This is a genomic window from Nocardioides plantarum, from assembly GCF_006346395.1.
GTDB classification, from domain to species: domain Bacteria; phylum Actinomycetota; class Actinomycetes; order Propionibacteriales; family Nocardioidaceae; genus Nocardioides; species Nocardioides plantarum.
Window position 1 is genome coordinate 574,448 of the sequence record NZ_VDMS01000002.1, and the last position, 25,550, is coordinate 599,997.

Below are 25,550 nucleotides of genomic sequence, written 5' to 3' on the forward strand. Positions count from 1 at the left end.
TCCGGGGCTGGCTCATCCGCTTCTGGGGCGTTGCAACGGGCCCGAAGTGCAGGAATCCCCGGGTACCCGGGGATCCCTGCCACCGGCGCTGGCGGCCCGACTCCGGGGCCGACTCATCCGCTTCTGGGGCGTTGCAACGGGCCCGGAGTGCACGAATCCCCGGGTACCCGGGGATCCATGCCACCGGCCCCCTAGCCCCCAGACCAGCCGTCAGAAGAGCGCGTCCTGCTCCAGCGAGAGCAGGGTCTGCTTGCGCTCGATGCCGCCGGCGTAACCGGTGAGGGTGCCGTTGGCACCGATCACGCGGTGGCACGGGATGACGATGGGGATCGGGTTGCTGCCGTTCGCGAGTCCGACCGCGCGTGAGGCCGCGTTGGTGCGGCCGATGCGGTGCGCGATCTCGCCGTACGACGCGGTCTCGCCGTACCCGATCTCGCGCAGCCTCCCCCACACCTGCTGCTGGAACGTCGAGCCGCCCGGCGCGAGCGGGAGGTCGAACTCCTTCAGGTCGCGGGCGAAGTACGCCGTCAGCTGACGGACGGCCTCGACGAGCAGCGGGTGGTCGTCCTGGCGGGCTCCGCGGGGTCGACCACCGACGGCGTCGTCGTGGAACGGCGAGAACTCGATCGCGGTGATCGCGCCGTCGCGCTCGACGAGGCGCAGGTCGCCGATGGGTGACTCGATGACGGTCCACATGTCAGCGGACTCCTTCGGTGGGGGCGGGCGGGGCGGGCATGAGGGTGTTCCAGAGGTGCATGAGCGCGTAGGACCGCCACGGGCTCCAGTCGTCGAGGCGGTCCAGCGCGGCGACCGGGTCGTGGCCGAGCCCGCGCAGGGCGTTGCGCACCCCCAGGTCGGTGGGCAGGAAGACGTCGGGGTGGGCCAGCGCGCGCATCGCGACGTAGTCGGCCGTCCAGGGGCCGATGCCGGGCAGGGCGACCAGGGCCGCGCGGACGGCGTCGCGCTCGGTCCCGCGGTCGAGGGAGATGTCGCCCGAGCCGAGCGCACCGGCCAGTCCGACGAGGGCCCGGCCCCGCGCACGGGGCATCGGCAGGGTCTCGGGATCGGCCGCGGCGAGCGCGGCGCTGGTCGGGAACAGGTGCGTCAGACCAGGTACGCCGGTCGCGACGGGTCGCCCGTGGGCCGCGACGATCCGGCCGGTGACGGTGCGCGCCCCGGTGACGCTCACCTGCTGCCCGATCACGGTGCGGATCGCGGTCTCGGCGCCGTCGACCTGCCCGGGCAGCCGCAGTCCCGGCGTACGACGGGCGAGCGGCCCGATGATCGGGTCGCCGGCGAAGTGGTCGCCGACGGCGAGCGGGTCGCAGTCGGCGTCGAGCAGCCGGCGGGCCCGCTCGACGGCGGCGGCGGTGTCACGCAGGTCGGTGAGCTCGAGGTGGGCCACGACGAACGCGGTCTGTCCCGGGTCGAGGGCGTCGGCGATGTCGAGGCGGACGGTGCCGGGCCCGTGCGGGAGGTCGAGCGTCCGGGCGTACCAGCCGAGGTCGCCGTCGTGGCCGGCCACCTCGACACCCGGCACCAGGTGGTAGGCGAGGAAGGCGTGCAGCGCGCGTCCGGCGAACGGGGTGCGGACCGCCAACCGCATCGTGACGGCCCCCGGGGTCCGTACGCCGCCCCGCCGGCCCCGCAGGTCGGTGGGGCTCGCGGCGTAGACCTCGCGCACCGTCTCGTTGAACTGCCGCACGCTGGAGAAGCCCGCCGCGAAGGCGATGTCGGCGTAGGTGAGATCCGTGGTCTCGATGAGCACCCGGGCGGTCTGCGCCCGCTTGGCGCGGGCCAGTGCCAGGGGTCCGGCGCCGAGCTCGGCGGTGAGCACCCGGCCGAGGTGGCGCGGGGTGTAGCCCATCCGGGCGGCGAGGCCGTCGACCCCCTCGCGGTCGACCACCCCGTCGGAGATCAGGCGCATCGCGCGCCCGGCCACGTCGGCGGCGACGTCCCAGTCGGGACTGCCGGGGGTGGCGTCGGGCAGGCACCGCTTGCAGGCCCGGTAGCCGGCCGCCTGGGCCGAGGCGGGACCGGCATGGAAGGTGACGTTGCCGAAGGCCGGGGTCCGCGCCGGGCACGACGGTCGGCAGTAGATGCCGGTGGTGCGCACGGCGACGTAGAAGACCCCGTCGAAGCGGCGGTCGCGCGACTTCACCGCGCGGTAGCACGTCTCGGGGTCGAGGCGCTGGGTCGGACTCATGGCTCCATCATGATCCCCCACCGGTGGTCGTTCTGGCGGGAATCGGACACCGCCGCGCGGACCGTCTTCGCCGATCGCGAGGTCGGCCGACCGCCCCTCTGGGAGGATGCGGAGGTGAGTCACGTGAGCGAGCCCGCCGAGCCGACGGCCCGTCGTACGCACCGACGGGCGGTGTGGACGACGATCCTCGCGGCCCAGCTCGTGATCGCGCTGATCACCGCAGGCGGCTCCTGGCTGGTCTACGACAACCTCAACGACAACATCCCCGAGGGCCAGAGGATCCGCCACAAGGTGCCCGAGGTCCTGCCCGACGGAGTCGCCTCGGACGCCCCCACCAAGCCACTCAACATCCTGGTGATGGGCTCCGACACCCGCGTCGGCGCGGGCAACGACGACATCGGCGGGGCCAATCCCGAGGGCACCGCCCGCTCCGACACCGTGATCCTGCTCCATGTGTCGCGGGACCGCTCGCACGCCTACGGCGTGAGCCTGCCCCGCGACGCGATCATCGACCGCCCCGACTGCGTCACCGACGACCGGGGCGAGGTGCCGGGCGCGACGGGGGTGCGGTTCAACACCGCGTTCGAGGTCGGTGGGCCCGTCTGCACCGTGCAGACCGTCGAGGCCCTGACCGACATCCACATCAACCACTTCGTGGTCCTCGACTTCCGGGGCTTCCGCGACATGGTCGATGCGATCGGCGGCGTCGAGGTGTGCCTGCCCAAGGCCGTCGACGACGACAAGCACAACATCCACTTCGACGCCGGCACCCAGGTGCTCGAGGGCACCCAGGCCCTCGACTACGTGCGCGAGCGCTACCAGCTCTCGGTCACCGGCGACATCGGGCGGATGAAGCGCCAGCAGGCCTTCATCGCCTCGATGATCCAGAAGGTCCGCTCGGCCGGCACGCTGTCGCAGCCGCAGCGGATCCTGTCCTTCCTCAGCGCCGTCACGTCCTCGATCCAGACCGACGACGAGCTCGACTCCGTCGGCAGGCTCAAGGACCTCGCGATGGAGGTACGTCGTACGGGCCTGGACAAGATCAAGTTCCTCACCGTGCCCGTCGAGCCCGATCCGAACAACCCCGAGGTGACGCTGGTCTGGTCGGCCACCGCCCAGGACCTGTGGGAGCGGATCAGGCAGGACGAGCAGCTGGGCAAGGACTTCAGCGAGGGCAGCATCGGTGCCGACGACCAGTTCGGCGACGAGCCGTCGCAGAGCCCGAGCCCGGACCCCACCAGCGACCCCACCAGCGACCCGACGAGCGACCCCACCAGCGAGCCCAGGACCAGCCCCGAGGAGGCCGAGCAGCGGGCCGAGGCCGGCCTCTGCGGCTGACCTTCCCCCGCCGAGGGGGTCAGAAATGCGAAGAACCCGCGTCATCGACGCGGGTTCTTCGTGGTGGTGTACCCCCGACCGGATTCGAACCGGCGCTAACGCCGTGAGAGGGCGCCGTGCTAGGCCGCTACACAACGGGGGCATGTCCGTGAGGACCTGCAGAACCTTACAGATCTGCGTCCTGTCCGGACAAATCGCGACCCGGAGGCCCCGATCTCGCTGGGATACTAGGACTCGAACCTAGAACGACTGGACCAGAACCAGCTGTGTTGCCAATTACACCATATCCCACTGTCTTACTATTGTTCGGCCGTCGTGACCCGTGCTTCCCAGGAGCGGACGACCGACTCGAAACCTTACACGCGGCCGTGAGTCGGAGACAAAACGGTTCGGTCCGCGGCGGTCTGGATCTTCATCGCGCGAGCCGTGAGCAGGGTCAGGCCGAGCAGCAGGAACGACTTGAGGATGCTCACCACGATGTCCCACCCGTTGCCTCCCTGCGGCGAGACGGCATCGCTGACGTCGCCGAACAGGATGGCCAGGACGAACGCCAGCCAGTTGTTGACCACGTGGTAGGCGATGCCGGCCTCGAGCCCGCCGGTCGTGATGGCGAGGATCCCCGCCACGATGCCGAAGGCGAAGCGGTCGATGAAGATCGGCACCGACTGGGCCCCGTGGAAGGCCGCGAAGATCACCGCAGGGCCGACCACCGCCACGACGCGGGCGACCCGCAGGTTGGTGCCGATGCTGCCGAACCCCTGGGTCAGCAGGCCACGGAAGACGTACTCCTCGGCGGCGGCCTGGAACGGCACCAGCAGGACCACGAAGACGAGGAACCAGATCGCGGTGCTGTCGATGTCGTTGAGGCCGCCACCCGTGTCGGCCTCACCGGCGCTCGTCGGCAGGATGACGCCGAGGACGACCGCCAGCACGAGGACCGCGATCGAGACGCCGAACATCGCACCCAGCCACCGCCAGCGGATCCGGCCGGCGACCGAGGCCAGGAAGCTGGGTCGCACGCCCGAGACGAGCCACGACCCGAGCATCATCACCGGGATCGACAGCGAGATCGAGAACAGCAGGAAGAACATGCCGATCGGGGCGAAGGTGTCTGCCTCGGTGAGGTCGGTCAGCGACCTCTGGACGTCGTCACCGCGCGCCGCGAAGTAGACGGCGAACCCGATCGTCGAGACGACCTGGGCGACGAGGAAGCCGCCGACGGCCACGACGATCGACAGGAACGACCACCACCCGCCGCCGCGACCGGCCCGGTGGATCCGGTGGTAGTCGAGCGCCGTCCCGTCGCCCCCGACCGGGCCGGGCGCGCCGAGCGGCTGCGACGACGGCGGCGGCGCGTAGGGCGACGGCGTGCTCACGACGCGCTCTTCAGTCGCGCGAGACTCCGTTCGCGGCCGAGGATCTCCATGGACTCGAACAGCGGGGGCGAGACCCGGCGACCGGTGATGGCCACGCGGACCGGGCCGTAGGCGACCCGCGGCTTGAGGCCCTTCTCGTCGACCAGCGCGGTGGTCAGCGCGGTCTGGATGGCCTCGGTCGACCAGGTCGGCAGGTCCTTGACGGCGTCGTACGACGCCCGCACGATGTCGCGGCCGGTGTCGTCGAGCAGCTTGTCGACGTCGGCCTGGTCACGGACGAAGTCGGCCTCGTCGACGAACAGGAAGCGCAGCATGTCGACGGTCTCGGTGAGCTTGTTGATGCGCTCGCCCACCAGGGGCATCGCCTGCTCGAGGAGCTGGGCGTCGGCGTCGGAGACGGGGTCGCCCACCACCCCGGCCGCCTTGAGGAACGGCAGCGCCCGGTGGGTGATGTCGTCGATCGACAGCATCCGCAGGTGGGAGGTGTTGATGGCGTCCATCTTCTTGAGGTCGAAGCGCGCCGGGTTGGGGTTGACGTCCTTGATGTCGAAGACCTCGACCATCTCGGCGAGCGTGAAGACGTCGCGGTCGGCGGCGATCGCCCAACCCAGCAGGGCCAGGTAGTTGAGCAGGCCCTCGGGCGTGTAGCCCTGGTCGCGGTAGGCCAGCGCGTGCGCCTCGGGGTCGCGCTTGGAGAGCTTCTTGTTGCCCTGCCCCATGACGTAGGGCAGATGCCCGAACAGCGGCGCTCCCGAGCCGATCCCGACCTCGGCGAGGGCGGCGTACAGCGGCACCTGGCGGGGGGTGCTCGAGAGCAGGTCCTCGCCACGCAGGACGTGGGTGATCTCCATCAGCGCGTCGTCGACCGGGTTGACCAGCGTGTAGAGCGGGTCGCCGTTGCCGCGGGCCAGGGCGTAGTCGGGGACGTGGTCGGAGTGGAACGAGACGACCCCGCGCACCAGGTCGTCGAAGGCGATCTCGCCGTCGGGCATCTTGAACCGGGTGACCGGCGCACGCCCCTCGGCCTCGAACGCGGCGACCTGCTCCTCGCTCAGCGTGCGGCAGAAGCGGTCGTAGCCGAGGTCCTTGGAGCCGGCCGCCTTGCGGCGCGCGGTGACCTCGTCGGTGGTGCAGTAGCAGGGGTAGGTGTGGCCGCCTGCGGCGAGCCGCTCGAGGGCGTCGCGGTAGAGGTCGCCCCGCTCGGACTGCCGGTAGGGCGCGAACGGGCCGCCACGGTCGGGGCCCTCGTCCCAGTCGAGACCGAGCCAGGAGAACAGGTCGAGCAGGCCGTCGTAGGACTCCTGGGTGTTGCGGGCGGCGTCGGTGTCCTCGATGCGCAGCACGAAGGTGCCGCCGTGGTGGCGTGCGAAGGCCCAGTTGAACAGGGCGGTGCGGACGAGGCCGACGTGGGGCGAGCCGGTGGGGCTGGGGGCCATCCGCACGCGCACGGGCGTGGCGCTCGGGCCGGGGGTGTTCATCGCTGCGCGATCCTGTTCGTGAGTGAGCCGAGACCGGCGATCGAGATCTCGACCTCGTCGCCGACCTGCATGGGACCGACACCCTCGGGGGTGCCGGTGAGGATGACGTCGCCGGGCAGCAGCGTCATCACGCTGGAGACGTAGGACACCAGCGCGGGGACGTCGAAGATCATGTCGGCGGTCGAGCCGTCCTGGACGACGTCGCCGTTGAGGAACGTCTGCAGCCGGACGCCGTCCTTGAACGTCTGCGGGTCGAGGTCGGTCTCGATCCACGGCCCCAGCGGGCAGAAGGAGTCGAAGCCCTTGGCCCGGGTGAACTGGCCGTCGCTGCGCTGGAGGTCACGGGCGGTGACGTCGTTGGCGATCGTGTAGCCGTGGATGACGTCGGTCGCCTGCTCGACGGGCACGTCGCGGCAGATCCGGCCGATGACCACGGCCAGCTCGCCCTCGTACTGGAGGTCCTGGGTCTGCGGCGGGTAGAACACCGGGTCCCCGGGGCCGACGACGCTGGTGTTGGGCTTGAGGAACATCAGCGGCTCGGCCGGGACGTCGTTGCCGAGCTCGGCGGCGTGCGCGGCGTAGTTGCGCCCGATGCCCACCACCTTGCTGCGCGGCAGCACCGGCGCCAGCAGCCTCACGTCGGCCAGCCGGTGCTCCTCGTCGAGGAGCTTGACCCCCACGTAGAGCGGGTCTCCGGCGAGCGCCACGATGACGGCATCCTCGTCGAGCTGGCCGAACTGGTCGACCTCGCCCGTCACGACGCCGTACGACGGATCCTCGCCTGTGGTGAACCTTGCGATACGCACGCGCTCGACCTTAGCGAGCACGCCCGCGCGCGGGTTCGGCGCGGCGTCGTCCGTCGGTCAGACTTGGCCGGTGATCCTGGACGAGGCGGCATGGCGCGCGCGGGCCGCCGCCCACGAGGCCCGGGTCGACGCGCTCGTCGCACCCCACCTCGAGCGGCGCAGCACCCACGTCAAGCACCCCGTCCACGACTTCCTCTTCACCTACTACGCCCACCGGCCCGCGCAGCTGCGGCGCTGGCACCCCGGCTTCGGCGTGCGGCTCGCGGACGCCCCGGAGTACGACGGCCTGCGCGGCTACGACGCGGGAGCGGTCGCGGCGTCGTACGTCGAGGCGCAGCGGCCGCTGCTCACCGCGCTGCACCGGCTGCTGCGGGCGACGGCGGCCCGCCCGGCCCACACCGGCTGCTTCGGCCTGCACGAGTGGGCGATGGTCTACCGTCTCGGCGCCGACGGCCAGGACCCCCGCCACGCCGACTGGCCGCTGCGGCTCGGGGGCTCGGGCACCGACGCGGTCGTGGAGTCGCACCGCATCGCCTGCTCGCACTTCGACGCGTTCCGCTTCTTCACCCCACCGGCCCGCCCGCTCAACACCCTGTCCCCCGGCTCCGAGGACCGGGACACGTTCGAGCAGCCGGGCTGCCTGCACGCCGGGATGGACCTCTACAAGCACGCGTTCCGGCTCTCCCCGATGATCTGCTCCGAGCTCGTCATGGACGCCTTCGAGCTGGCCTGGGACATCCGGGTCCTCGACATGCGGGCGGCGCCGTACGACTTCACCGGCGTCGTCCTGGACCACACGGGCGAGCCTTGGACGCCGGTCGAGATCGAGACGCCGAAGGGCAAGCAGGAGTACGCCGCGGCGCAGCGGGCCTTCGCCCAGCGCGGCCAGGTCGTCCGGCAGTGCCTCATCGAGGACTGCGCACGCCTCCTGGACGTGCGTAGTAACGCGAACATGCGCCCGACAGGTGCTTCCTGATCCACTCCCGGGCCTTCTCCGGCAGCCGCCCCGCAAGGTTGTCGTCGAGGACGTTGGCGATGAGCTCGGCTGCGACGCGTCGTGCGCGTCAGGGGCGACGGCCGCCTCAGCCAGCAGGGGCAGTCGCGACGGCGGCCGCGAACCTTCGGAGTGTCGTGACCTGCTGAGCGGTGCTCGGCGGCGTATCGGCCATCTGCCAGGTGGAGACGAGCGCCACCATCCCTCCGATGGCAAAGACCCGCGCATCGCCGGTGAGGGTGATCTCTGATTGGTCGTGATCACGATTCGACCCCGTGAGCCACGTGGTCACCGCCGCCGCGAGGACCTCGGCGACCCGCTCGCCGCGTGGGATGGCGCGGAGCTTGTCGAAGAACTCACGGTTCGCCCGCCCTGCGGTGAGCAGCGGCTCGATCCCGCGCTCCCGAACGGCTTCAGTGAGGGCAGGGACGAGGTTCGCCGCCACTTCATCGAGGGACAGCCAGTCTTCGAGCAGCCGGCTGATCCAGAGGTCCGTCGCCAGGTCGCCAACGTTGTTGTAGTGGTTGTGCAGCGCCTGCCGGCTCAGACCTGCCCGGTGAGCTACCGCGCTCATCGAGATCGGCTCCCCCTTCGGCGACTCGGACACGAGGCCTGCCAGCGCCCGGATGAGTGCAGCACGGGTGCGGGTGACTCGGGGGTCCACGCGATGTTCCTTGCCTGGAAGCGTTCTCGTCTCCTGGGGCATGCATCCATCTTGCCACCACCGGACCGCTCATGTACATTCGTCAACTACTCGACAGATGTGAAGGAAGTCATGACGCGGTCAGCAGAGCCAGCATCACAACCAGAAGCCCCGGTGCATCCTGACTTCGAGGCCGCAGTAGCAGGAGGGTCACTGACCTCCGAGGGCCCGGGATCGACCCACCGCTATCGAGACGTGCTTCTCGGCGGTATTGCGATCCTGCTCCTGGCCATGGCGATGTTGACCAGCTACTCGAGCGCGTTCGGCAACCCCAAGCCCCACAACGTCCAGCTCGTTGTCACCGGCGACGCCACGGCGATCGCGGCCCTCGAGCAGCAGGACGCCCTCGAAGTCACGGTCGTGGGGTCTGCGGCGGAGGCGCGAGCCGCGGTGCTCGACCGTGAGGCGGACGGGGCGATCGTCCTGCCTGCTCCCGGCACCGACGATGGTGTCACCACCTACATCGCCAGCGGCGGTGGCCGTGCCCTCAGCCAGGCGATCGCTGGCATCGGCGGGTCACTTGCGGCACAGCTGAACGTCGCCAACAAGACCTCCGACCTGGCTCCCCTGCCCGCGAACGACCCTGTCGGGTCGATTGAGTTCTACGCGATCCTCTTCGCCGGACTGGGCGCGGCGCTCGGTGCGACGGTGTTCGGGCGGATCCTCGGCACGGTGGACACGGCGAAGAAGTTCGTCGAGCGCAGCGTCGTCCTCGTCCTGTACGCAGGAGTCCTCGCGGCCCTGATCACCCTGTGGATCGACGTCGCCCTCGACGCAGTGACCGTCGACCCATGGTCCGTGTTCGCCATCCTGTGGTTGACAGCGCTCGCCATCGGCGGCGCCGTGACCGGCGTCGCCGCACTCGGCGGGACGATCGCGGCCTTGGCCCTGACGATCGCTCTCGTGGTCCTCGGCAACACCTCCTCGGGCGGCCCCCTGGGCGTCCACGTGCTCAACGGCTTCTTCCAGACCCTCTACTACGTCTTCCCGCAGGGTGACGCTCTCGACCTCCTACGGTCGGTCCAGTACTTCGACGGCGCGGCCGTCTCCGCTCCGATCATCCGGCTGTGCATCTGGGCGGGGGCAGGCATCCTGCTCACCCTGACCGCGATGCTCCTGAGAGTCCGACGAGACGTGGCGGCTCGGACGGCAAGTGCCGCACACGTCGCCCCGAGGTCCTGACACTTCTCGGATCCGCATGGCCGGACCTGCCTCCCACATTGCATACCCACCTAGGAGAACACCGTGAGCACCATCGCCATCGTCGGAGCCGGACCCGGTCTCGGACTCGCCATCGCTCGTGTCTTCGGGCAGGAGGGATTCGCCGTGGCACTCATCTCCCGCACACAGAGCCGCCTCGACGAGCTCGCCCGAACCCTGCGTGACGAGGGCATCGAGGCGCGCGGCTTCGCCGGTGACGTGATGGACCGGGACAGCCTCGCCGCCGCCCTCACCGCCGCCAAGGAGACCTTCGGGTCGATCGACGTGCTCGAGTTCTCGCCCGCGCCGCACGCGCCGGTGCCGGGGCTCGAGATGGTCGGCGCGCTGGACCTCACGGTCGAATCGATGGCCCCTCAGCTGGAGTTCTACTTGTACTCGGCCATCGCCGCGGTCCGAGAAGTGCTGCCCGAGATGCTGGAGCGCGAGTCGGGCACGCTGCTGTTCACGACGGGCGGAGGCTCGATCAGCCCGAACCCGATGATGGGCAACATCAACGCCGCATCGGCGGCTCTGCGCAACTGGGCCGTCAACCTGAACGGCGCCCTGGCCGACTCGGGCGTGCACGCTGCGTACATCGCGATCAACCTGCTCATCGACTCCGGGCCCGAGAAGGCGGCCGCGGCGGCAATCGCGCCGCTCTACTGGACGGCGCACCGGGATCGCCAGACCGCTGAGTACATCTACGCTCTCGACGCCGACTGAGACGAGGTCCCTGTCCAGGCTGTCGCTGACCGGCCGCTGCGGCGCCTCCGAACGCTCACGCACATGACGAAGGCCCTCGCTGTCTCCAGTGAGGGCCTTCGTCCGTAGCCGATGGGGTTGCCGACGATCCGGTTCGAGCAGACGCCCTCGACCGCGCATGCCGTGTGAGAACCACACGGGACCCACCAGGACGACCCCGGCCAGGTCAGCGTGGGCAGCCCCGTGATGGGAACGACCGACCGGGCGAGGCTAAGGTGAGCCTTACCTAATCTCTCTCGGAAGGCTCGTCCGGTGGCATCCGCTCCCTCACCCCACCCGCTCTCGCACCTCTTCCACCCCCACCACGCTGCCACCTACGTCGCGACGATGCGGCGCGGGGTGGACCACCTGGCCGAGGCCCTGGCGCACACCGAGCGCCGACCCGCCACCGGCGTCGACCCGGCGCAGGCCGCCAAGCCGATCGCCGACGTCGACCTCGACCGACCCCTGGGCGACGTCGACGCCACCCTCGACGAGGTCAGCCGGCTCTACCTCGACGACGCCGTCTGGTTCCACGAGCCGAGGTACGCCGCCCACCTCAACTGCCCGGTCGTGATCCCGGCGCTGCTGGCCGAGGTGTTCGTGAGCGGGGTCAACTCGAGCCTCGACACCTTCGACCAGAGCGTCGGCGGCACGTTCATCGAGCGTCACCTGATCGACTGGACCGCGGCCCGCATCGGGTTCGGGTCGAGCGCCGACGGCATCTTCACCAGCGGCGGCACCCAGTCCAACCTGCAGGCCCTGCTACTGGCCCGCGACCACGCGCTCGCGACCGGCGTACCCCTCGCCTCGCTGCGGGTCGTCGCATCCACCGACGGCCACTTCAGCGTGCAGAAGGCGGCCCGGCTGCTCGGGCTGGGAGACGCGGCCGTCGTGGCCGTGGGCGTGGACGAGCAGCGCAGGATGGACGTGGCCGGGCTCGCCACCGCCCTGGCGCGGATCGACGCCGACGGGCACCATGCGATGGCCGTCGTCGCGACCGCCGGCACGACCGACTTCGGCGCGATCGACCCCCTGCCCGAGATCGCCGGCCTGGCCCGCGCGCACGGCGCGTGGTTCCACGTCGATGCGGCGTACGGCGGCGGTCTGCTCGCCTCCACGACCCGTCGCGACTGGCTCGCCGGCGTCGAGCTCGCCGACTCCGTCACCGTCGACTACCACAAGACGTGGTTCCAGCCGGTCAGCTCGAGTGCGCTGCTGGTCGCCGACGGTGCCCACCTCGGCCACGTCACCTGGCACGCCGACTACCTCAACCCGAAGGACGCGGCGCACCCCAACCAGGTCGACAAGAGCCTGCAGACCACCCGTCGCTTCGACGCGCTCAAGCTCTGGATGACGCTGCGGATCATCGGTCCCGACGTGATCGGCGGCTACGTCGACGACGTGATCGACCTGGCCGCCGAGGTCGGCCGGCACCTGGCCGCCCGCGACGACATCGAGGTCGCGGCCGCGCCCCAGCTGAGCACGATCGTCTTCCGCTACCGCCCGGCCGGGCTCTCGGTGGCGGCCTGCGACCGACTCTCCCCGCTCGTCCGGGCCGCGCTCTACGCCCGGGGGGCCGCGATGGTCGCCGCCACCAAGGTCGACGGCCACGCGTGGCTCAAGCTCACCCTGCTCAACCCGATGGCCACGGCCGCCGACATCCTCGGCATCGTCGACGAGATCGCCACGATCGGCGACGAGCTGCTGCTGGCCGAGGACGTGGCCTGATGACGCGCCTCCACGACGTGATCGGGATCGGCGTCGGGCCGTTCAACCTCGGCCTCGCCTGCCTCGCCGACCCGATCGACGACCTCGACTGCGTCTTCCTCGAGGCCCGCGACGAGCTCGCCTGGCACCCCGGGATGATGCTCGACGACGCCACCCTGCAGGTGCCGTTCCTCGCCGACCTGGTGACCATGGCCGACCCCACCTCGCGCTGGTCGTTCCTCAACTACCTCAAGGAGACGGGCAACCTCTACCCGTTCTACATCCGGGAGTCCTTCTACCCCCTGCGCCGCGAGTACGACGACTACTGCCGCTGGGCGGCCGAGGGCGTCGGCTCGGTGCGGTTCGGGCAGCCGGTCACCTCGGTGGAGCACGACGGGGCGGCGTACGTCGTCACGAGCGCGACCGGTGAGGTGTTCCGGGGTCGACGGGTCGTGCTCGGGGTCGGGACGACCCCGCGGGTGCCGGAGGCGTTGTGTGACGTCGTGGACGCTGGCTTCGAGGCTCGCTCCGCTCGCACCTCAGCCACCGTGTGCCACTCGGCGGACTACCTCGGCCGCAAGGCGGAGCTGCAGGCCGGTGGGTCGATCACGGTGGTGGGCAGCGGCCAGAGCGCGGCGGAGGTCTATCACGACCTGCTGTCCGAGAGCACTGCTCACGACTACACGCTGACGTGGCTGACGCGCAGCCCGCGGTTCTTCCCGATGGAGTACACCAAGCTAACGCTCGAGATGACCTCGCCGGAGTACACCGCCTACTTCCAGGGCCTGCCCACCGGCGTACGCGGTGATCTTCTTCGCGAGCAGCGCTCTCTCTACAAGGGCATCAGCGGCGACCTCGTCGACGCGATCTTCGACCTGCACTACCGGTTGCGGGTGACCGGCGACGGTCCGCGCACGACCCTGGTCACCAACACCGAGGTCGTCGGGGCGGCGTACGTCGGCGGTGGCGTGCACCTCGACCTGCACCACACCGAGACCGACGAGGCGTTCGGCCTCACGACCGAGGGGCTCGTCCTGGCGACGGGCTACTCGTCGCAGGTGCCGACGTTCCTCGACGGGATCCGCGACCGACTGCGGCTCGACGACACCGGCCGCTTCCTCGCGTCGTCGACGTACGCCGTCGACCACACCGGGCACGAGGTCTTCGTGCAGAACGCCGAGGAGCACACCCACGGCTTCGTCGCGCCCGACCTCGGCATGGGGGCGTTCCGCAACTCGGTGATCGTCGCCGCACTGACCGGCCGCGAGGTCTACCCCGTCGAGAAGCGGATCGCGGTCCAGAGCTTCGGCGTCCCCGACCACCTGAAGGGGGCCTCGTGAGCACCGTCGGACCGATCACCCTCGAGCCGCTCGACGTCGACGAGCGCGGCGTCCGGCTGCACGCCTGGGTCACCCACCCCCGCTCGGCGTTCTGGATGATGCAGGACGCCACGCCCGCCGAGGTCGTCGCCGACTACCGGCTGGTCGCCGAGCACCCCCACCACGACGCCTGGCTGGGTCGCGTCGACGGGGAGCCGGCGTTCCTCGCCGAGACCTACGACCCGGTCCTGGCCCCGGAGGTCGGTCTGGCCGGGCTGCCGGAGCTGAGGCCCGGCGACCTGGGCATGCACGTCCTGGTGGCGCCGCCCGACCCCGGCACCGACCCACGGCCGGGCTTCACCCGTGCGGTCTTCGCCGCCGTGATGGCGCACTGCTTCCGCGACCCGGCCGTGCGGCGGGTCGTCGTCGAGCCCGACGTACGCAACGAGCGGATCGCGACGCTCAACCGCGAGGCCGGCTTCGTCGTCGTGCGGGTCGTCGACCTGCCCGGCAAGCAGGCGGCCCTGTCGTTCTGCACCCGGGCCGACTGGGAGGCCGCTCGATGAGCTTCCTCGACGCTCCCCACCTCGACCCGACGTCGCTCGCGGCGGTCCAGCGACACCTGGTCACCAAGGCGATCAGCGAGTTCGCCCACGAGCGCCTGCTCGCGCCCCGACCGGCCGACGCCCCGGGCTGGACCCTCGAGTCACCCGACGGCCGCGCGCGCTACGCGTTCGACGCCGAGCGGCTGCCCCTCGACCACTGGGCGATCGACGCCGACACCCTGACCCGGACCGTCGACGGGGAGCCGGCCGAGCTCGACGTGCAGGCGTTCGTGATCGAGCTCGCGCCGTTGCTGGGGATCCCCGACCAGCTCCTGCCCGTCTACCTCGAGGAGCTGGCCGCGACCATCCAGTCGTCGGCGTGGAAGTGGGCCACCCCGCAGCCGACCGTGCACGACCTGGTCGGCGCCGGCTACCAGGAGATCGAGGCCGCGATGACCGAGGGGCACCCGGCCTTCGTCGCCAACAACGGTCGCGTCGGCTACGCCCTCGACGACTACCTCGCCTACGCCCCCGAGACCCGCTCGCGCGTGCGCCTCGTCTGGCTCGCCGTACGCCGCTCGCTCAGCCGGCTCTCCCTCGGCGCCGGCCTCACCGAGGAGGACCTGTACGCCGGCGAGCTCGACGCCGCCGCGCGTGCCGGCTTCGACGACCGGCTGCGCGGGCTCGGGCTCGACCCGGGCGACTACCTGCTGATGCCGCTGCACCCCTGGCAGTGGACCGCCAAGGTCGCGGTGACCTTCGCCCCCGACGTCGCCCGACGCGACCTGGTGCCGCTGGGCGAGGGTCCCGACGACTACCAGGCCCAGCAGTCCATCCGCACGTTCTTCAACGTGTCCTCGCCCCACCGCCACTACGTCAAGACCGCGCTGGCCATCCAGAACATGGGCTTCCTGCGCGGCCTGTCCCCCGCCTACATGGGCCCGACGCCGGCGATCAACGACTACGTGCACGACGTCGTCGCCGACGACCCGACGCTGGCCGGCTGCGGGTTCACCGTGCTCCGCGAGCGCGCCGCCATCGGCTACACCGGCGACGTGTTCCACGCCCTCGCCGCGAGTCACGGCGTCAGGTCGCCCCAGCAGAAGATGCTCGCCGCCCTGTGGCGTGAGAACCCCGTGCCCCGACTGGCCGACGGCGAGCAGCTCGCGACCATGGCGGCGCTGCTGCACCGCGACGCCGCCGGCCGGTCCCTGGTAGCCGCCCTGATCGAGGCATCCGGCCGCAGCCCCAGGTCGTGGCTGGCGTCCTACCTGCACGCCTACGTCCGGCCGATCGTGCACTGCCTGCTGGCCCACGACCTGGCCTTCATGCCGCACGGCGAGAACCTCGTGCTCGTCCTGCGCGACCACGTGCCCGTGCGGGCGTTCATGAAGGACATCGGCGAGGAGGTGGCGGTGATGGGCGACCGGCCGCTGCCGCCCGACGTCGCACGGGTCCGGATCGAGGTCACCGACGCGGTCAAGGCCCTGGCGCTGCACACCGACGTCTTCGACGGGGTGCTGCGCCACCTGGCCGCGATCCTGCACGTCGACGGCGTCCTGCCCGTCGAGGAGTTCTGGGCCGAGGTGGCCGCGTGCCTCCGCCGCCACGCCGACGACCACCCCCACCTGGCCGCGGCCGGGGCGTCGTACGACCTGTTCCGTGAGGAGTTCGACCACTCCTGCCTCAACCGACTGCAGCTGCGCAACACGCTGCAGATGGTCGACCTCACCGACCAGGCCGAGTCGCTGATGTACGCCGGGGTGCTCACCAACCCGATCGCGGCCTACCGTTGAGAGGTGGCTGATCTCCCGATCTCTGGCTCCCCACCCACGTCGTACGTCGGCGAGGACTGGTACGGCGACGACCTCGGCGACGTGCGCCACGTCGGGGTCACCTTCGTCGACGTCGACCTCAGCGAGGTCACCACGCGCGGGGCGACGTTCGAGGCGTGCGAGTTCCGTGCCTGTCGCTTCAACGCCTCGTCCCACGTCCACTCGGCGTTCGTGGCGTGCACCTTCGACGGCGTCAACTTCTTCGACACCACCTTCGACGGCTGCAAGCTCACCGGCTCGGTGTTCCGACGCTGCACGACCCGTCCGCTGAAGGTGCTCGACGGCGTCTGGCACGGGGTCACCGCCCGCGGCGCCGACCTCAGCCGCCTCGACCTCACCGGCCTCGACCTGCGCGAGGCCGACCTGTCCCTGGCCAAGCTCGGCGGGACGACGCTGCGCGGGGCCCGTCTCGACGGCGCCGTGCTCCGCGAGACCGACCTGACCGGCGCCGACCTGCGCGGCGCGAGCCTGCGCGGCGCCGACCTCACCGGGGCCGTGCTGAGTGGCACCCGGATCGACCTCGCCGGGGCCGTGGCGCTCGCCGAGCAGACCGGCGCGATCGTGGACGCCGCCGGCGACTGACGTCCAGGACCGGGCAGTCAGGAGAGGGGTCCACCTGGACCCCTCTCCCCAGTCGCCGCCACGAGCCCGCTGACCGCCCGGCGCGCGGGGACGACACGTGGACCCGTGGCGGCGCCGGACGGCCAGATCGGCATACTGAGGTCATGACCACGCCGACGTCCTTCGACCAGCTGGCCAGCGCGATCCTCGACGGCAAGCCGGCGACCGAGGACGATGCGCTGGCGGTCCTGCGGGCCCACGACGACGAGCTGCTCGACGTCGTCGCGGCGGCCGGCCGGTTGCGGCGCCACTTCTTCGGCAACACCGTCAAGGTCAACTACCTGGTCAACCTCAAGTCCGGGCTGTGTGCCGAGAACTGCAACTACTGCTCGCAGTCGCTGGGCTCGACGGCCGACATCCTGAAGTACAAGTGGCTGCAGACCGACGAGGCGCTCGAGGCGGCCGCCGCCGGGCTCAAGGGCGGCGCCACGCGGGTCTGCATGGTCTCCTCGGGTCGCGGTCCGACCAACAAGGACATCGACCGGGTCACCGACATGGTCGGGGCGATCAAGGCCGAGCACCCCGCCGTCGAGGTCTGTGCCTGCCTCGGGCTGCTCAAGGACGGGCAGGCCGAGCGCCTGCGCGACGCCGGCGTCGACGCCTACAACCACAACATCAACACCGCCGAGTCCCACCACGACAACATCGTGCAGACCCACACCTACGCCGACCGCGTCGACACCGTCGGCAAGGTCAAGCAGGCCGGGATGTCGCCGTGCAGCGGCCTCATCGCCGGACTCGGTGAGAGCGACGAGCAGCTCGTCGAGGCGCTGTTCGCGCTGCGCGAGCTCGAGTCGGACTCGATCCCGGTCAACTTCCTGATGCCGTTCGACGGCACGCCCTACGAGAACACCTGGGAGCTCGAGCCCCAGCGCTGCGTCAAGATCCTCGCGATGGCCCGGTTCGTGTGTCCCGACCGCGAGGTCCGCATCGCCGGTGGCCGCGAGATGCACCTGCGCACCCTGCAGGGCCTGGCGCTCCACGTGGCCAACTCGCTGTTCCTGGGCGACTACCTCACCTCCGAGGGTCAGGCCGCCGAGGCCGACCTCGAGCTGATCCGCGACAACGGGTTCGTGGTGCTCGGCTCCGAGCCCGCCGCCCCCGACGTACCGCTCGAGCGCGACCCGGCCAAGCGCCGCCGCGGCGCCGGCACGACGGTCGCCCCCAACGCCTGACCTGCCTGTGGCCTCCTCCCCCACCGATCAGCTCGGCCGCCTCCTCGCCTACGACCGCGAGCACGTCTGGCACCCCTACACGTCGATGACCGACCCCACCCCGGTGCGGATGGTGACGGGGGCGAGCGGCGTCCGCCTGCGGCTCGACGACGGCACCGAGCTCGTCGACGGGATGTCGTCGTGGTGGGCCGCGATCCACGGCTACGGGCGCCCCGAGCTCGACGCGGCGGTCCGCTCGGTCGACCTCGCGCACGTGATGTTCGGGGGGCTGACCAACGCCCCCGCCGTACGGCTGGCCGAGCGGCTGGTCGGTCTGGCCCCCACCGGGCTCGAGCGGGTGTTCCTGGCCGACTCGGGATCGGTGTCGGTCGAGGTGGCGCTCAAGATGGCGTGGCAGTGGCAGCGTGGCCGCGGCCGGTCCGAGCGCACCCGGATGCTGACGGTGCGCGGTGGCTACCACGGCGACACGTTCGGCGCGATGAGCGTGTGCGACCCCGACGGCGGGATGCACTCGCTGTGGGCGGGCGTGCTGCCGGAGCAGCTGTTCGCGCCGCGGCCACCCGCGCCGGGCGACGACGTCGAGGGGTGGGCGGCGGCCTTCCGTGCGCTCGCCGCCGAGCACTCCGACGAGGTCGCCGCGATCATCGTCGAGCCCGTGCTGCAGGGAGCCGGGGGCATGTGGGTCTACGACCCCGCGTGCCTGCGGGTCATGCGTGAGGTCGCCGACGAGCACGGGTTCCTGCTGGTGCTCGACGAGATCGCCACCGGCTTCGGGCGCACCGGCGAGCTCTGGGGATCCGGCCACGCCGGCGTCGTGCCCGACGTGATGTGCGTCGGCAAGGCGCTCTCCGGGGGCTACCTCACCCTGGCCGCCACCCTGTGCACCGACGAGGTCGCCCGCGGCATCTCCGCCTCCGAGTCCGGCGTGCTGATGCACGGCCCGACGTTCATGGGCAACGCGCTCGCGTGCACGGTCGCACTGGCCTCGCTCGACCTGCTCGAGGCCGACGACTGGGCGGCCCAGGTCTCCCGGGTCAACGCGCGTCTGGTCGCCGGCCTGGCCGGCCTCCCCGGCGCCCGCACGCTCGGGGCGGTGGGCGTCGTCCAGCTCGACCACCCCGTCGACGTCGTCAAGGCGACCGAGGCCGCGGCCGAGGAGGGCGTGTGGTTGCGCCCCTTCCGCGACCTGATCTACACGATGCCGCCCTACGTCGCGACCGACGTCGAGGTCGACCAGATCTGCCGGGCGGTCGCCCGCGCCGCCGAGGTGGCCTGATGACCTGGGAGCGGTGGCTGGCCGAGCAGGCCGAGGCGCGCGAGTCGTCCGCCCTGACGAGGGTCCTGCGCCCTCGTGCGGCCGACGACGCCACGATCGACCTGGCCGGCAACGACTACCTCGGCCTGGCCCGTGACCCTCGCGTCGTGGCCGGCGCGGTCTCGGCAGCCCGGCAGTGGGGTGGCGGCGCCGGCGCGTCACGCCTGGTCACCGGCTCGCTGGGGCTGCACGCCGACCTCGAGCGCGAGCTCGCCGCCTACCTCGGGCAGCCCGCCGCGCTGGTGTTCTCGACGGGCTACCACGCCAACCTCGGGGTCGTCGCGGCGCTCGCCGACCGCGACACGCTCGTGGTCTCCGACGCCCACGTGCACGCCTCGCTCATCGACGCGGTCCGGCTCTCGCGCGCCGACGTCGCGGTCGTGCCCCACGACGACGTCGACGCCGTACGCCGCGCGCTCGCCTCGGCAGGCGATCGACGCACCATGGTCCTGGTCGAGTCCGTCTACTCCGTGCTCGGCGACGCCGCGTCGCTCGTCGAGCTGGCCGCGGTGTGCGAGGAGAGCAGCGCTCTCCTCGTGGTCGACGAGGCACACGGGCTCGGCCTCCACGGCCCCGGACTGGTCGCCTCGTCCGGGCTCGCGGGGCTCCCCCACGTCCTCGTGACGGCCACGCTGTCCAAGGCCCTCGGCTCGCAGGGCGGCGCCGTGCTCGGCCCCCAGGCCGTGGTCGACCACCTGGTCAACCGGGCTCGTCCCTTCATCTTCGACACCGGGCTCGCCCCGGCGTCCGCGGGGGCGGCGCTGGCCGCCCTGCGGGTGCTGGTGTCGTCGCCCGACCTGCCGGTCCTGGTGCAGCAGCGCATCCGCGACCTCGCCGCCTCGCTCGGCGTCGAGCCGTCGGTGGGAGCGGTGCTCTCGGTGCCGATGCCCTCACCCACGGTGGCGTTGGCCGCCCAAGCGGCCGCGCTGGCGCAGGGTGTGCGGGTCGGCTGCTTCCGCCCGCCGTCGGTGCCCGACGGCGTCTCGCGCCTGCGCATCACCGTCAACGCCGGACTCTCCGAGGACGACTGGTCCCGGGCGGTCGCCGTCCTCGTCGCGGTGGTCAAGGAACACGCCCCGTGACCCGCGTCGTCGTCGTGACGGGCACCAACACCGATGTCGGCAAGACGATCGTGACGGCGGCCCTGGCCGCCACCGCGAGCGGACGGGTGCTGGTGGTCAAGCCGGTGCAGACCGGTGTCGCGGGCGGCGACCCGGGTGACGCCGACGTCGTCAGCCGCCTGACCGGCGTCGACGTCGAGACGTGGACGGTCCTCGACGAGCCGCTCGCGCCCGAGACGGCAGCGCGCCGGGCCGGCGTGACCCTGCCGTCCGTCGCCGACCACGCGGCCCACGTCCGTGCGGTCGCTGCCGACCACGACGTGGTGGTCGTCGAGGGCGCTGGCGGCCTGCTGGTCCGCCTCGACTCCGACGGCGGCACCCTGCTCGACCTGGCCGTCGACCTGGCCACGACCCACCCCGTCGAGGTGGTCGTCGTGTGCGCGGCCTCGCTCGGCACCCTCAACATCGCCGAGCTCACCGTCGGCGCCCTGCGCTCGCACGGTCTCGAGCCGACCGGCCTGGTCATCGGGTCGTGGCCCGACGAGCCCGGCCTCGCCGAGCACTGCAACCGCGAGGACCTGCCGCGCGTGACCGGCGTACCCCTGGTCGGCGTCGTCCCCGCCGGCTCGGGTGCTCTCGCGCCGGCGGCGTTCGTGGCCGCAGCAGCAACCTGGCTCACCTGACCCACGGTCATCAAGCCGCCGAGGCGCGCTAGCGCGTCGGCGAGTCGAGATGCCCGCAGCGACGAGTCGAGTCGGCCCGCACCTGCGCGCGTCTCGACTCGCGGTGACTACGTCCCCGCGGCTCGACGACCGTGCTTGCGGCTAGCCGTCGGCCGGGTCCGCGTGCGGGGTCGAGTCGAGTCCGCCGCTCATCGCGTACTCCTCCTCGGGCGAGAGCACCAGCCGGTGCCGGATGTAGAAGGCGAACAGCAGCAGCCCCACGGCGTAGATCACGGCGATGGCGACGACCGCGTCGCGGTAGGCGGGGTTGAGCAGCACGCCGACGAACGTGAGCGCGGCGATGAGGCCTGCCACGACCGCGCCGGGCACGCCGACCGGTGAGAGGTAGGGACGCTTGGCGGTCGGGTACTTGCTCCTCAGGATGACGTACGACGCCATCTGCAGCATGTAGGCCAGCACGGCACCCCACACCGCAATGTTGAGCACGATCGCCTGGGCGCTGTCGCCGACCACGTCGACGATGACGAGCGCCGCGAAGCCGATCACGGCGCCGGCGACCAGCGCGACCCACGGCGTCTGGCGCGAGCCGGTGAGCGAGAGGAAGCGCGGGTAGTAGCCGGCCCGCGACAGCGAGTACATGTTGCGTCCGTAGGCGAACATGATCCCCTGGAGCGAGGCGAGCAGGCCGATCAGCGCGAACAGCGAGAGCACCGCCGCCCAGTCGTCGGACAGGAACGCCCGGAAGCCCGCGAGCAGCGGCTCGTCGGCCGCGCCCGGCGTCTCGAGACCGATGAGGGCCGAGCCGGTGACCGCCGGGTTGAGCACGAAGACGACGGCGCCGCACACGACGAGGGTGACCAGGCCCCAGAAGCCGGCCCTGGGGATGTCACGCTCGGGGTCGTGGGCCTCCTCGGCCGCCAGCGGCAGCTCCTCGATGCCGAGGAAGAACCACATCGCGAAGGGCAGCGCGTAGAGCACCCCTTCCCAGCCGAACGGCAGGAAGTCGGAGTTGCCGGCCTCGGGCTCGATGTCGAGCAGGTTGCCGAGGTCGACCGCCCCGTTGGCCAGGGCGAGCACGGCGAACAGCGCGAGGATGCCGATGGAGATGATCGCGACGCCGATCGCGATCTTGAACGGTGCCTCGCCGCCGATCGAGTTGAGGGCGACGAAGACGGCGTACAGCGCCAGCCACCAGACCCACATGTGGTCCGACAGGTCGAGCCCGATCAGCTCGTCGGTGACCGCGTTGGCGTAGCCGGCGGAGAAGAGCACGACGACCCCGGTGGTGAAGACGTACTCGATGGTCTCGGCCAGCCCGGTGACGAACCCGCCCCACGGGCCCATCGCGGCCCGGGCGAACGAGTAGGCGCCGCCGGTGTGCGGCATGGCCGCGGACATCTCGCCGATGGAGAACAGCATGCCGAAGTACATGACGACGATCAGCCCGAAGCCGATCAGCAGCCCGCCCCAGCCGCCCTCGCCGAGGCCGTAGCTCCAGCCGGAGAAGTCACCCGAGATGACCGCGGCGACACCGATGCCCCACAGCCCCCAGAAGCCGGTGGTGCGCCGCAGCTGGCGCTTGTCGAAGTAGCCGTCCTCGGCCTTGCTGTACGTCGCCCCGGGCTTGCGCGCAGGCGTGGGGGCCGACCCGGGGGTGGGGGCCGGGCGGTCGCTCGTGCTGGTCATGTCCGGGACGTTAGGGACGCCGACGACACCTCAGGCGGTCGCCGACGTTTCGCTTCGGTGAACGGGCTCCGGGGCAGGCGTGACCTCGGCCACGCCGCCGCCGTCCTTGAGGCGTACGCCGGACGCCCCGAGCTCGCGGGCGCCGAGGACCAGCCGCAGCAGCACGTCGGCGGCGGCGTCGTAGCCGAGGCCGTCGGGCGGGTGGACGTTGGAGACGCAGTTGCGCTCGGAGTCGCGCCGACCCGGGCGCGGGTCGTGGGTGAGGTAGAGCCCCAGGCTCGACGCGACGGACAGGCCCGGACGCTCGCCGACGACCACGACGAGCGTGGTGACGCCGAGGTGGTGCCCGACGTGGTCGCCGAGCCCGACGCGGGCCTGCTCGGCCAGGACGACGGGCGCGAGGCCGAGGCCGGCGTCGGTCAACCGCGTGAGCACTGCTCTGACGAGCGGCAGCGCGTGGTCGTCGAGCGCTCGGGCCGAGAGCCCGTCGGCGAGCAGCAGGCCGACGTCGTAGGTGTGCGCGGGCGCGGAGGGGACGTGGTCGAGGGTGTCCGGCTGACGTCCGAGGTCGGGACGACGCAGGTACGTCGCCCGGTCGGCCGCCCGGCTGCGCACGCGGTGGACGTCGAGGCCCAGCTCGGCGAGCCCGGTCTCGAGCCGGTCGGCGTCGTAGGGCAGGTGCACGGCGTCGCGGGCCACGGCGTGCGCGCTGCGCAGCTCGAGGACGTCGCGGGTGGGCAGTGCGTCGCCCGCGCGGCCGAGCCCGATGCGGGCCTGGGTGGTCGAGCGCAGCGGCGACCAGAAGTCGGGCGTGCTCACCGGACCAGCTCCTTGAGCAGCGTCGCGCCGACATCGACGGCCGGTACCCGCCCGGCGGCGTCGAGCAGGCCGATCCCGCTCAACCAGGCCTCGAACTCCGGCGCAGGTCGCAGACCCAGCGTGTGTCGCACCGAGAGGACGTCGTGGAAGGACAGGCTCTGGTAGCCGAGCATCACGTCGTCGGCGCCCGGCACGGCGATCACGAAGCCGACCCCGGCGGCCGCGAGGAGGGTCAGCAGGGTGTCCATGTCGTCGGCGTCGGCCTCGGCGTGGTTGGTGTAGCAGACGTCGACGCCCATCGGGACGCCGAGCACCTTGCCGCAGAAGTGGTCCTCGAGGCCGGCGCGGACGATCTGCTTGCCGTCGTAGAGGTACTCGGGGCCGATGAACCCGACCACGGTGTTGACCAGCAGCGGGTCGAAGGCGCGGGCGACGCCGTAGGCCCTCGCCTCGAGGGTCTGCTGGTCGACGGGATGGCCGCCGGCGCCGAGGTGCGCGTCGGAGGAGAGGGCCGAGCCCTGGCCGGTCTCGAAGTACATGCAGCTGTCGCCGACGGTGCCGCGCCCCAGGCTCCGTGCCGCGTCGTGCGCCTCGCGCAGCACCGCGAGGTCGACACCGAAGCCGGCGTTGGCCGACTCGGTGCCGGCGATCGACTGGAAGACGAGATCGACCGGAGCGCCGCTCTCGATGAGCTCGATCGTGGTCGTGACGTGGGCCAGGACGCAGGACTGGGTGGGGATCTCGTAGCGCAGTCGGACATCGTCGAGCAGCCTCAGCAGCTCGCCTGCGGCGCGCGGGGAGTCGGTGGCCGGGTTGATCCCGATGACGGCGTCCCCGCTGCCGAGGAGCAGGCCGTCGAGGGTGGCGGCCGCGATACCGCGCGGGTCGTCGGTCGGGTGGTTGGGCTGCAGCCGGGTGGCGAGGGTGCCGCGCCGGCCGATCGTGCTGCGGAAGGCCGTGACGACCTCGCACGCGCGCGCCACCGAGATCAGGTCGGCGTTGCGCATCAGCTTGCTCACCGCGGCGGCCATCTCGGGAGTCAGGCCGGGCGCCAGGGCGGCCAGCGTCGTCGCGGCGTCGGGAGTCGCGGCGGTGGCGAGCAGGTGGTCCCGCAGACCGCCGACGGTGAGGTGCGCGACCGGTGCGAACGCCGCGGCGTCGTGGGAGTCGACGATCAGCCGGGTGACCTCGTCGGTCTCGTAGGGCACGACCGGGGTGTCGCGGATCGTCGTCAGCGCGACGTCGGCCAGCGCCCACTGGGCCGCCGCCCGCTCCCCGTCCGTGCCCGCCGCGCACCCCGCCAGCTCGTCGCCGCTGCGCAGCGGCGTGGCCTTGGCCAACAGGTCGACCAGGTCGCGGAACTCGTACGTCGTCCCAGCCACGGTCTGGCGGTAGGTCGTCACCCCGGTCACGCTAGCCCCGGCGCGTCACCGGCGCGTTTCGTACGCCGACCCGGCGGGCGAAGGCCGCCAGGGAGACGGGCCTCGCAGAGGGACTGGCAGGTTCGGCCGGACCCGGGGTCGGCAGGCTCGGCTGCAGCGGCTGGGCCGAGCACCGGCCAGACCTGCCAGTTCCGCTACGAGGCCGAGGCCCGGCTCGCTCACGACGACCGACCTACGCTGGCGACATGACCGCCACCCTCGAGCCGATGACCGCCGGTGAGGTCTACTCGCTGGGCCTGGAGCCGAGGCACACCCGACGCTGGGGGCGGTTGGTCGCCGGTGCGCTCGACCTGTGGTGCGCGACGACGGGCGGCCGGTTCGAGCTGACCGGCGAGGGTCTCGTCGTCGTACGCCGACGCAGCGACGGGGTCGCCGAGCTGCGGGTCCCGACGGGTGGGGCCGAGGCCGCGGCCACGCTGGTCGGCGTGGTGCGCGACCAGCTCGACACCATGGCGCCCGACGAGTTCCGCGCGGCCTGGGGCCTGGACTGACGCAGT

At 71.7% G+C, this 25,550-nt stretch carries 23 protein-coding genes and 2 tRNA genes; 14 read left to right on the plus strand and 11 right to left on the minus strand.

The genetic code is table 11. The features are described from left to right. Positions 1 to 210: 210 nt before the first annotated feature. Both FJQ56_RS14680 and FJQ56_RS14685 read right to left on the minus strand, forming a co-directional pair. On the minus strand, positions 211 to 696 hold the full coding sequence (locus tag FJQ56_RS14680; protein WP_140010290.1) for a methylated-DNA--[protein]-cysteine S-methyltransferase: 486 nt from the start codon (positions 694 to 696) through the stop codon (positions 211 to 213). A gap of 1 nt (position 697) precedes the next feature. Beyond that, a complete protein-coding gene (locus FJQ56_RS14685; protein ID WP_140010291.1) occupies positions 698 to 2,206 on the minus strand; it encodes an AlkA N-terminal domain-containing protein in 1,509 nt (502 codons plus the stop codon). Between the two features lie 114 nt (positions 2,207 to 2,320). On the opposite strand from FJQ56_RS14685, the gene FJQ56_RS14690 reads away from it, so the two are divergent. Beyond that, positions 2,321 to 3,544, plus strand: coding sequence for an LCP family glycopolymer transferase (locus tag FJQ56_RS14690; RefSeq protein ID WP_170215417.1), 1,224 nt, complete (start codon positions 2,321 to 2,323; stop codon positions 3,542 to 3,544). Positions 3,545 to 3,613: 69 nt separating this feature from the next. Here FJQ56_RS14690 and FJQ56_RS14695 read toward each other — a convergent pair. The 5 genes from FJQ56_RS14695 to FJQ56_RS14715 all read right to left on the minus strand — a co-directional run bounded on the left by FJQ56_RS14695 (position 3,614) and on the right by FJQ56_RS14715 (position 7,204). After that, positions 3,614 to 3,686 (minus strand) — tRNA-Glu (locus FJQ56_RS14695). A gap of 77 nt (positions 3,687 to 3,763) precedes the next feature. Further along, a tRNA-Gln gene (locus tag FJQ56_RS14700) sits at positions 3,764 to 3,835 on the minus strand. Positions 3,836 to 3,900: 65 nt separating this feature from the next. Beyond that, positions 3,901 to 4,920, minus strand: coding sequence for a CPBP family intramembrane glutamic endopeptidase (locus FJQ56_RS14705; protein WP_140010293.1), 1,020 nt, complete (start codon positions 4,918 to 4,920; stop codon positions 3,901 to 3,903). Beyond that, positions 4,917 to 6,398: a glutamate--tRNA ligase gene (gene gltX / locus FJQ56_RS14710; RefSeq protein WP_140010294.1), complete on the minus strand. Its 1,482-nt coding sequence runs from the start codon at positions 6,396 to 6,398 to the stop codon at positions 4,917 to 4,919. Before gltX ends, FJQ56_RS14705 begins: the two co-directional genes overlap by 4 nt. Next, positions 6,395 to 7,204 (minus strand): fumarylacetoacetate hydrolase family protein, encoded by an 810-nt coding sequence (locus FJQ56_RS14715; protein ID WP_140010295.1) that lies wholly within the window; start codon positions 7,202 to 7,204, stop codon positions 6,395 to 6,397. Before FJQ56_RS14715 ends, gltX begins: the two co-directional genes overlap by 4 nt. A gap of 70 nt (positions 7,205 to 7,274) precedes the next feature. Here FJQ56_RS14715 and FJQ56_RS14720 point away from each other — a divergent pair, with 70 nt between their 5' ends. Continuing rightward, positions 7,275 to 8,180, plus strand: coding sequence for a 3-methyladenine DNA glycosylase (locus tag FJQ56_RS14720; protein WP_211351039.1), 906 nt, complete (start codon positions 7,275 to 7,277; stop codon positions 8,178 to 8,180). 106 nt (positions 8,181 to 8,286) lie between these two features. Here FJQ56_RS14720 and FJQ56_RS14725 read toward each other — a convergent pair whose 3' ends face one another. Beyond that, the gene (locus tag FJQ56_RS14725) at positions 8,287 to 8,862 is read right to left on the minus strand and encodes a TetR/AcrR family transcriptional regulator (RefSeq protein WP_140010296.1); all 576 of its coding nucleotides are present in this window, start codon (positions 8,860 to 8,862) and stop codon (positions 8,287 to 8,289) included. A gap of 3 nt (positions 8,863 to 8,865) precedes the next feature. Between FJQ56_RS14725 and FJQ56_RS14730 the strand changes: the two genes are divergently transcribed. From FJQ56_RS14730 to bioD, 11 genes are all read left to right on the plus strand, one after another. Further along, positions 8,866 to 10,083, plus strand: a complete 1,218-nt coding sequence (locus FJQ56_RS14730) for an ABC-2 transporter permease (RefSeq protein WP_140010297.1) — start codon at positions 8,866 to 8,868, stop codon at positions 10,081 to 10,083. Between the two features lie 63 nt (positions 10,084 to 10,146). Further along, positions 10,147 to 10,824 (plus strand): SDR family NAD(P)-dependent oxidoreductase, encoded by a 678-nt coding sequence (locus FJQ56_RS14735; protein ID WP_140010298.1) that lies wholly within the window; start codon positions 10,147 to 10,149, stop codon positions 10,822 to 10,824. A gap of 291 nt (positions 10,825 to 11,115) precedes the next feature. After that, positions 11,116 to 12,573, plus strand: a complete 1,458-nt coding sequence (locus FJQ56_RS14740; protein WP_281284684.1) for a pyridoxal phosphate-dependent decarboxylase family protein — start codon at positions 11,116 to 11,118, stop codon at positions 12,571 to 12,573. Beyond that, the gene (locus tag FJQ56_RS14745) at positions 12,573 to 13,892 is read left to right on the plus strand and encodes a lysine N(6)-hydroxylase/L-ornithine N(5)-oxygenase family protein (protein WP_140010299.1); all 1,320 of its coding nucleotides are present in this window, start codon (positions 12,573 to 12,575) and stop codon (positions 13,890 to 13,892) included. The genes FJQ56_RS14740 and FJQ56_RS14745 overlap by 1 nt, the downstream gene beginning before the upstream one ends. Next, positions 13,889 to 14,437: a GNAT family N-acetyltransferase gene (locus FJQ56_RS14750; RefSeq protein ID WP_140010300.1), complete on the plus strand. Its 549-nt coding sequence runs from the start codon at positions 13,889 to 13,891 to the stop codon at positions 14,435 to 14,437. The genes FJQ56_RS14745 and FJQ56_RS14750 overlap by 4 nt, the downstream gene beginning before the upstream one ends. Then, the gene (locus tag FJQ56_RS14755) at positions 14,434 to 16,212 is read left to right on the plus strand and encodes an IucA/IucC family protein (protein WP_140010301.1); all 1,779 of its coding nucleotides are present in this window, start codon (positions 14,434 to 14,436) and stop codon (positions 16,210 to 16,212) included. The genes FJQ56_RS14750 and FJQ56_RS14755 overlap by 4 nt, the downstream gene beginning before the upstream one ends. Before the next feature lie 3 nt (positions 16,213 to 16,215). After that, a complete protein-coding gene (locus FJQ56_RS14760) occupies positions 16,216 to 16,833 on the plus strand; it encodes a pentapeptide repeat-containing protein (RefSeq protein ID WP_246084169.1) in 618 nt (205 codons plus the stop codon). Positions 16,834 to 16,976: 143 nt separating this feature from the next. After that, positions 16,977 to 18,047: a biotin synthase BioB gene (gene bioB, locus FJQ56_RS14765; RefSeq protein WP_140010302.1), complete on the plus strand. Its 1,071-nt coding sequence runs from the start codon at positions 16,977 to 16,979 to the stop codon at positions 18,045 to 18,047. 7 nt (positions 18,048 to 18,054) lie between these two features. Next, entirely contained in the window at positions 18,055 to 19,323 is a 1,269-nt protein-coding gene (locus tag FJQ56_RS14770) for an adenosylmethionine--8-amino-7-oxononanoate transaminase (protein WP_246084170.1), read from the plus strand. Then, positions 19,323 to 20,444 carry an 8-amino-7-oxononanoate synthase gene (locus FJQ56_RS14775; protein ID WP_211351041.1) on the plus strand — a complete coding sequence of 374 codons (1,122 nt, stop codon included), beginning with the start codon at positions 19,323 to 19,325 and terminating at the stop codon, positions 20,442 to 20,444. Before FJQ56_RS14770 ends, FJQ56_RS14775 begins: the two co-directional genes overlap by 1 nt. Further along, positions 20,441 to 21,106 (plus strand): dethiobiotin synthase, encoded by a 666-nt coding sequence (gene bioD, locus FJQ56_RS14780; RefSeq protein WP_140010303.1) that lies wholly within the window; start codon positions 20,441 to 20,443, stop codon positions 21,104 to 21,106. Before FJQ56_RS14775 ends, bioD begins: the two co-directional genes overlap by 4 nt. A 141-nt stretch (positions 21,107 to 21,247) precedes the next feature. On the opposite strand, the gene FJQ56_RS14785 is transcribed toward bioD, so the two are convergent. Genes FJQ56_RS14785 through FJQ56_RS14795 form a run of 3 tightly spaced genes read right to left on the minus strand, consistent with a single transcriptional unit; the run spans position 21,248 to position 25,014 of the window. Then, entirely contained in the window at positions 21,248 to 22,792 is a 1,545-nt protein-coding gene (locus tag FJQ56_RS14785; protein WP_140010304.1) for an amino acid permease, read from the minus strand. A 30-nt stretch (positions 22,793 to 22,822) separates the two neighbouring features. Continuing rightward, positions 22,823 to 23,611 (minus strand): ethanolamine ammonia-lyase subunit EutC, encoded by a 789-nt coding sequence (gene eutC, locus FJQ56_RS14790; RefSeq protein ID WP_140010305.1) that lies wholly within the window; start codon positions 23,609 to 23,611, stop codon positions 22,823 to 22,825. Beyond that, on the minus strand, positions 23,608 to 25,014 hold the full coding sequence (locus FJQ56_RS14795; protein WP_140010306.1) for an ethanolamine ammonia-lyase subunit EutB: 1,407 nt from the start codon (positions 25,012 to 25,014) through the stop codon (positions 23,608 to 23,610). Before FJQ56_RS14795 ends, eutC begins: the two co-directional genes overlap by 4 nt. Before the next feature lie 224 nt (positions 25,015 to 25,238). Here FJQ56_RS14795 and FJQ56_RS14800 point away from each other — a divergent pair, with 224 nt between their 5' ends. After that, the gene (locus FJQ56_RS14800; protein WP_140010307.1) at positions 25,239 to 25,544 is read left to right on the plus strand and encodes a hypothetical protein; all 306 of its coding nucleotides are present in this window, start codon (positions 25,239 to 25,241) and stop codon (positions 25,542 to 25,544) included. Positions 25,545 to 25,550: the final 6 nt, after the last annotated feature.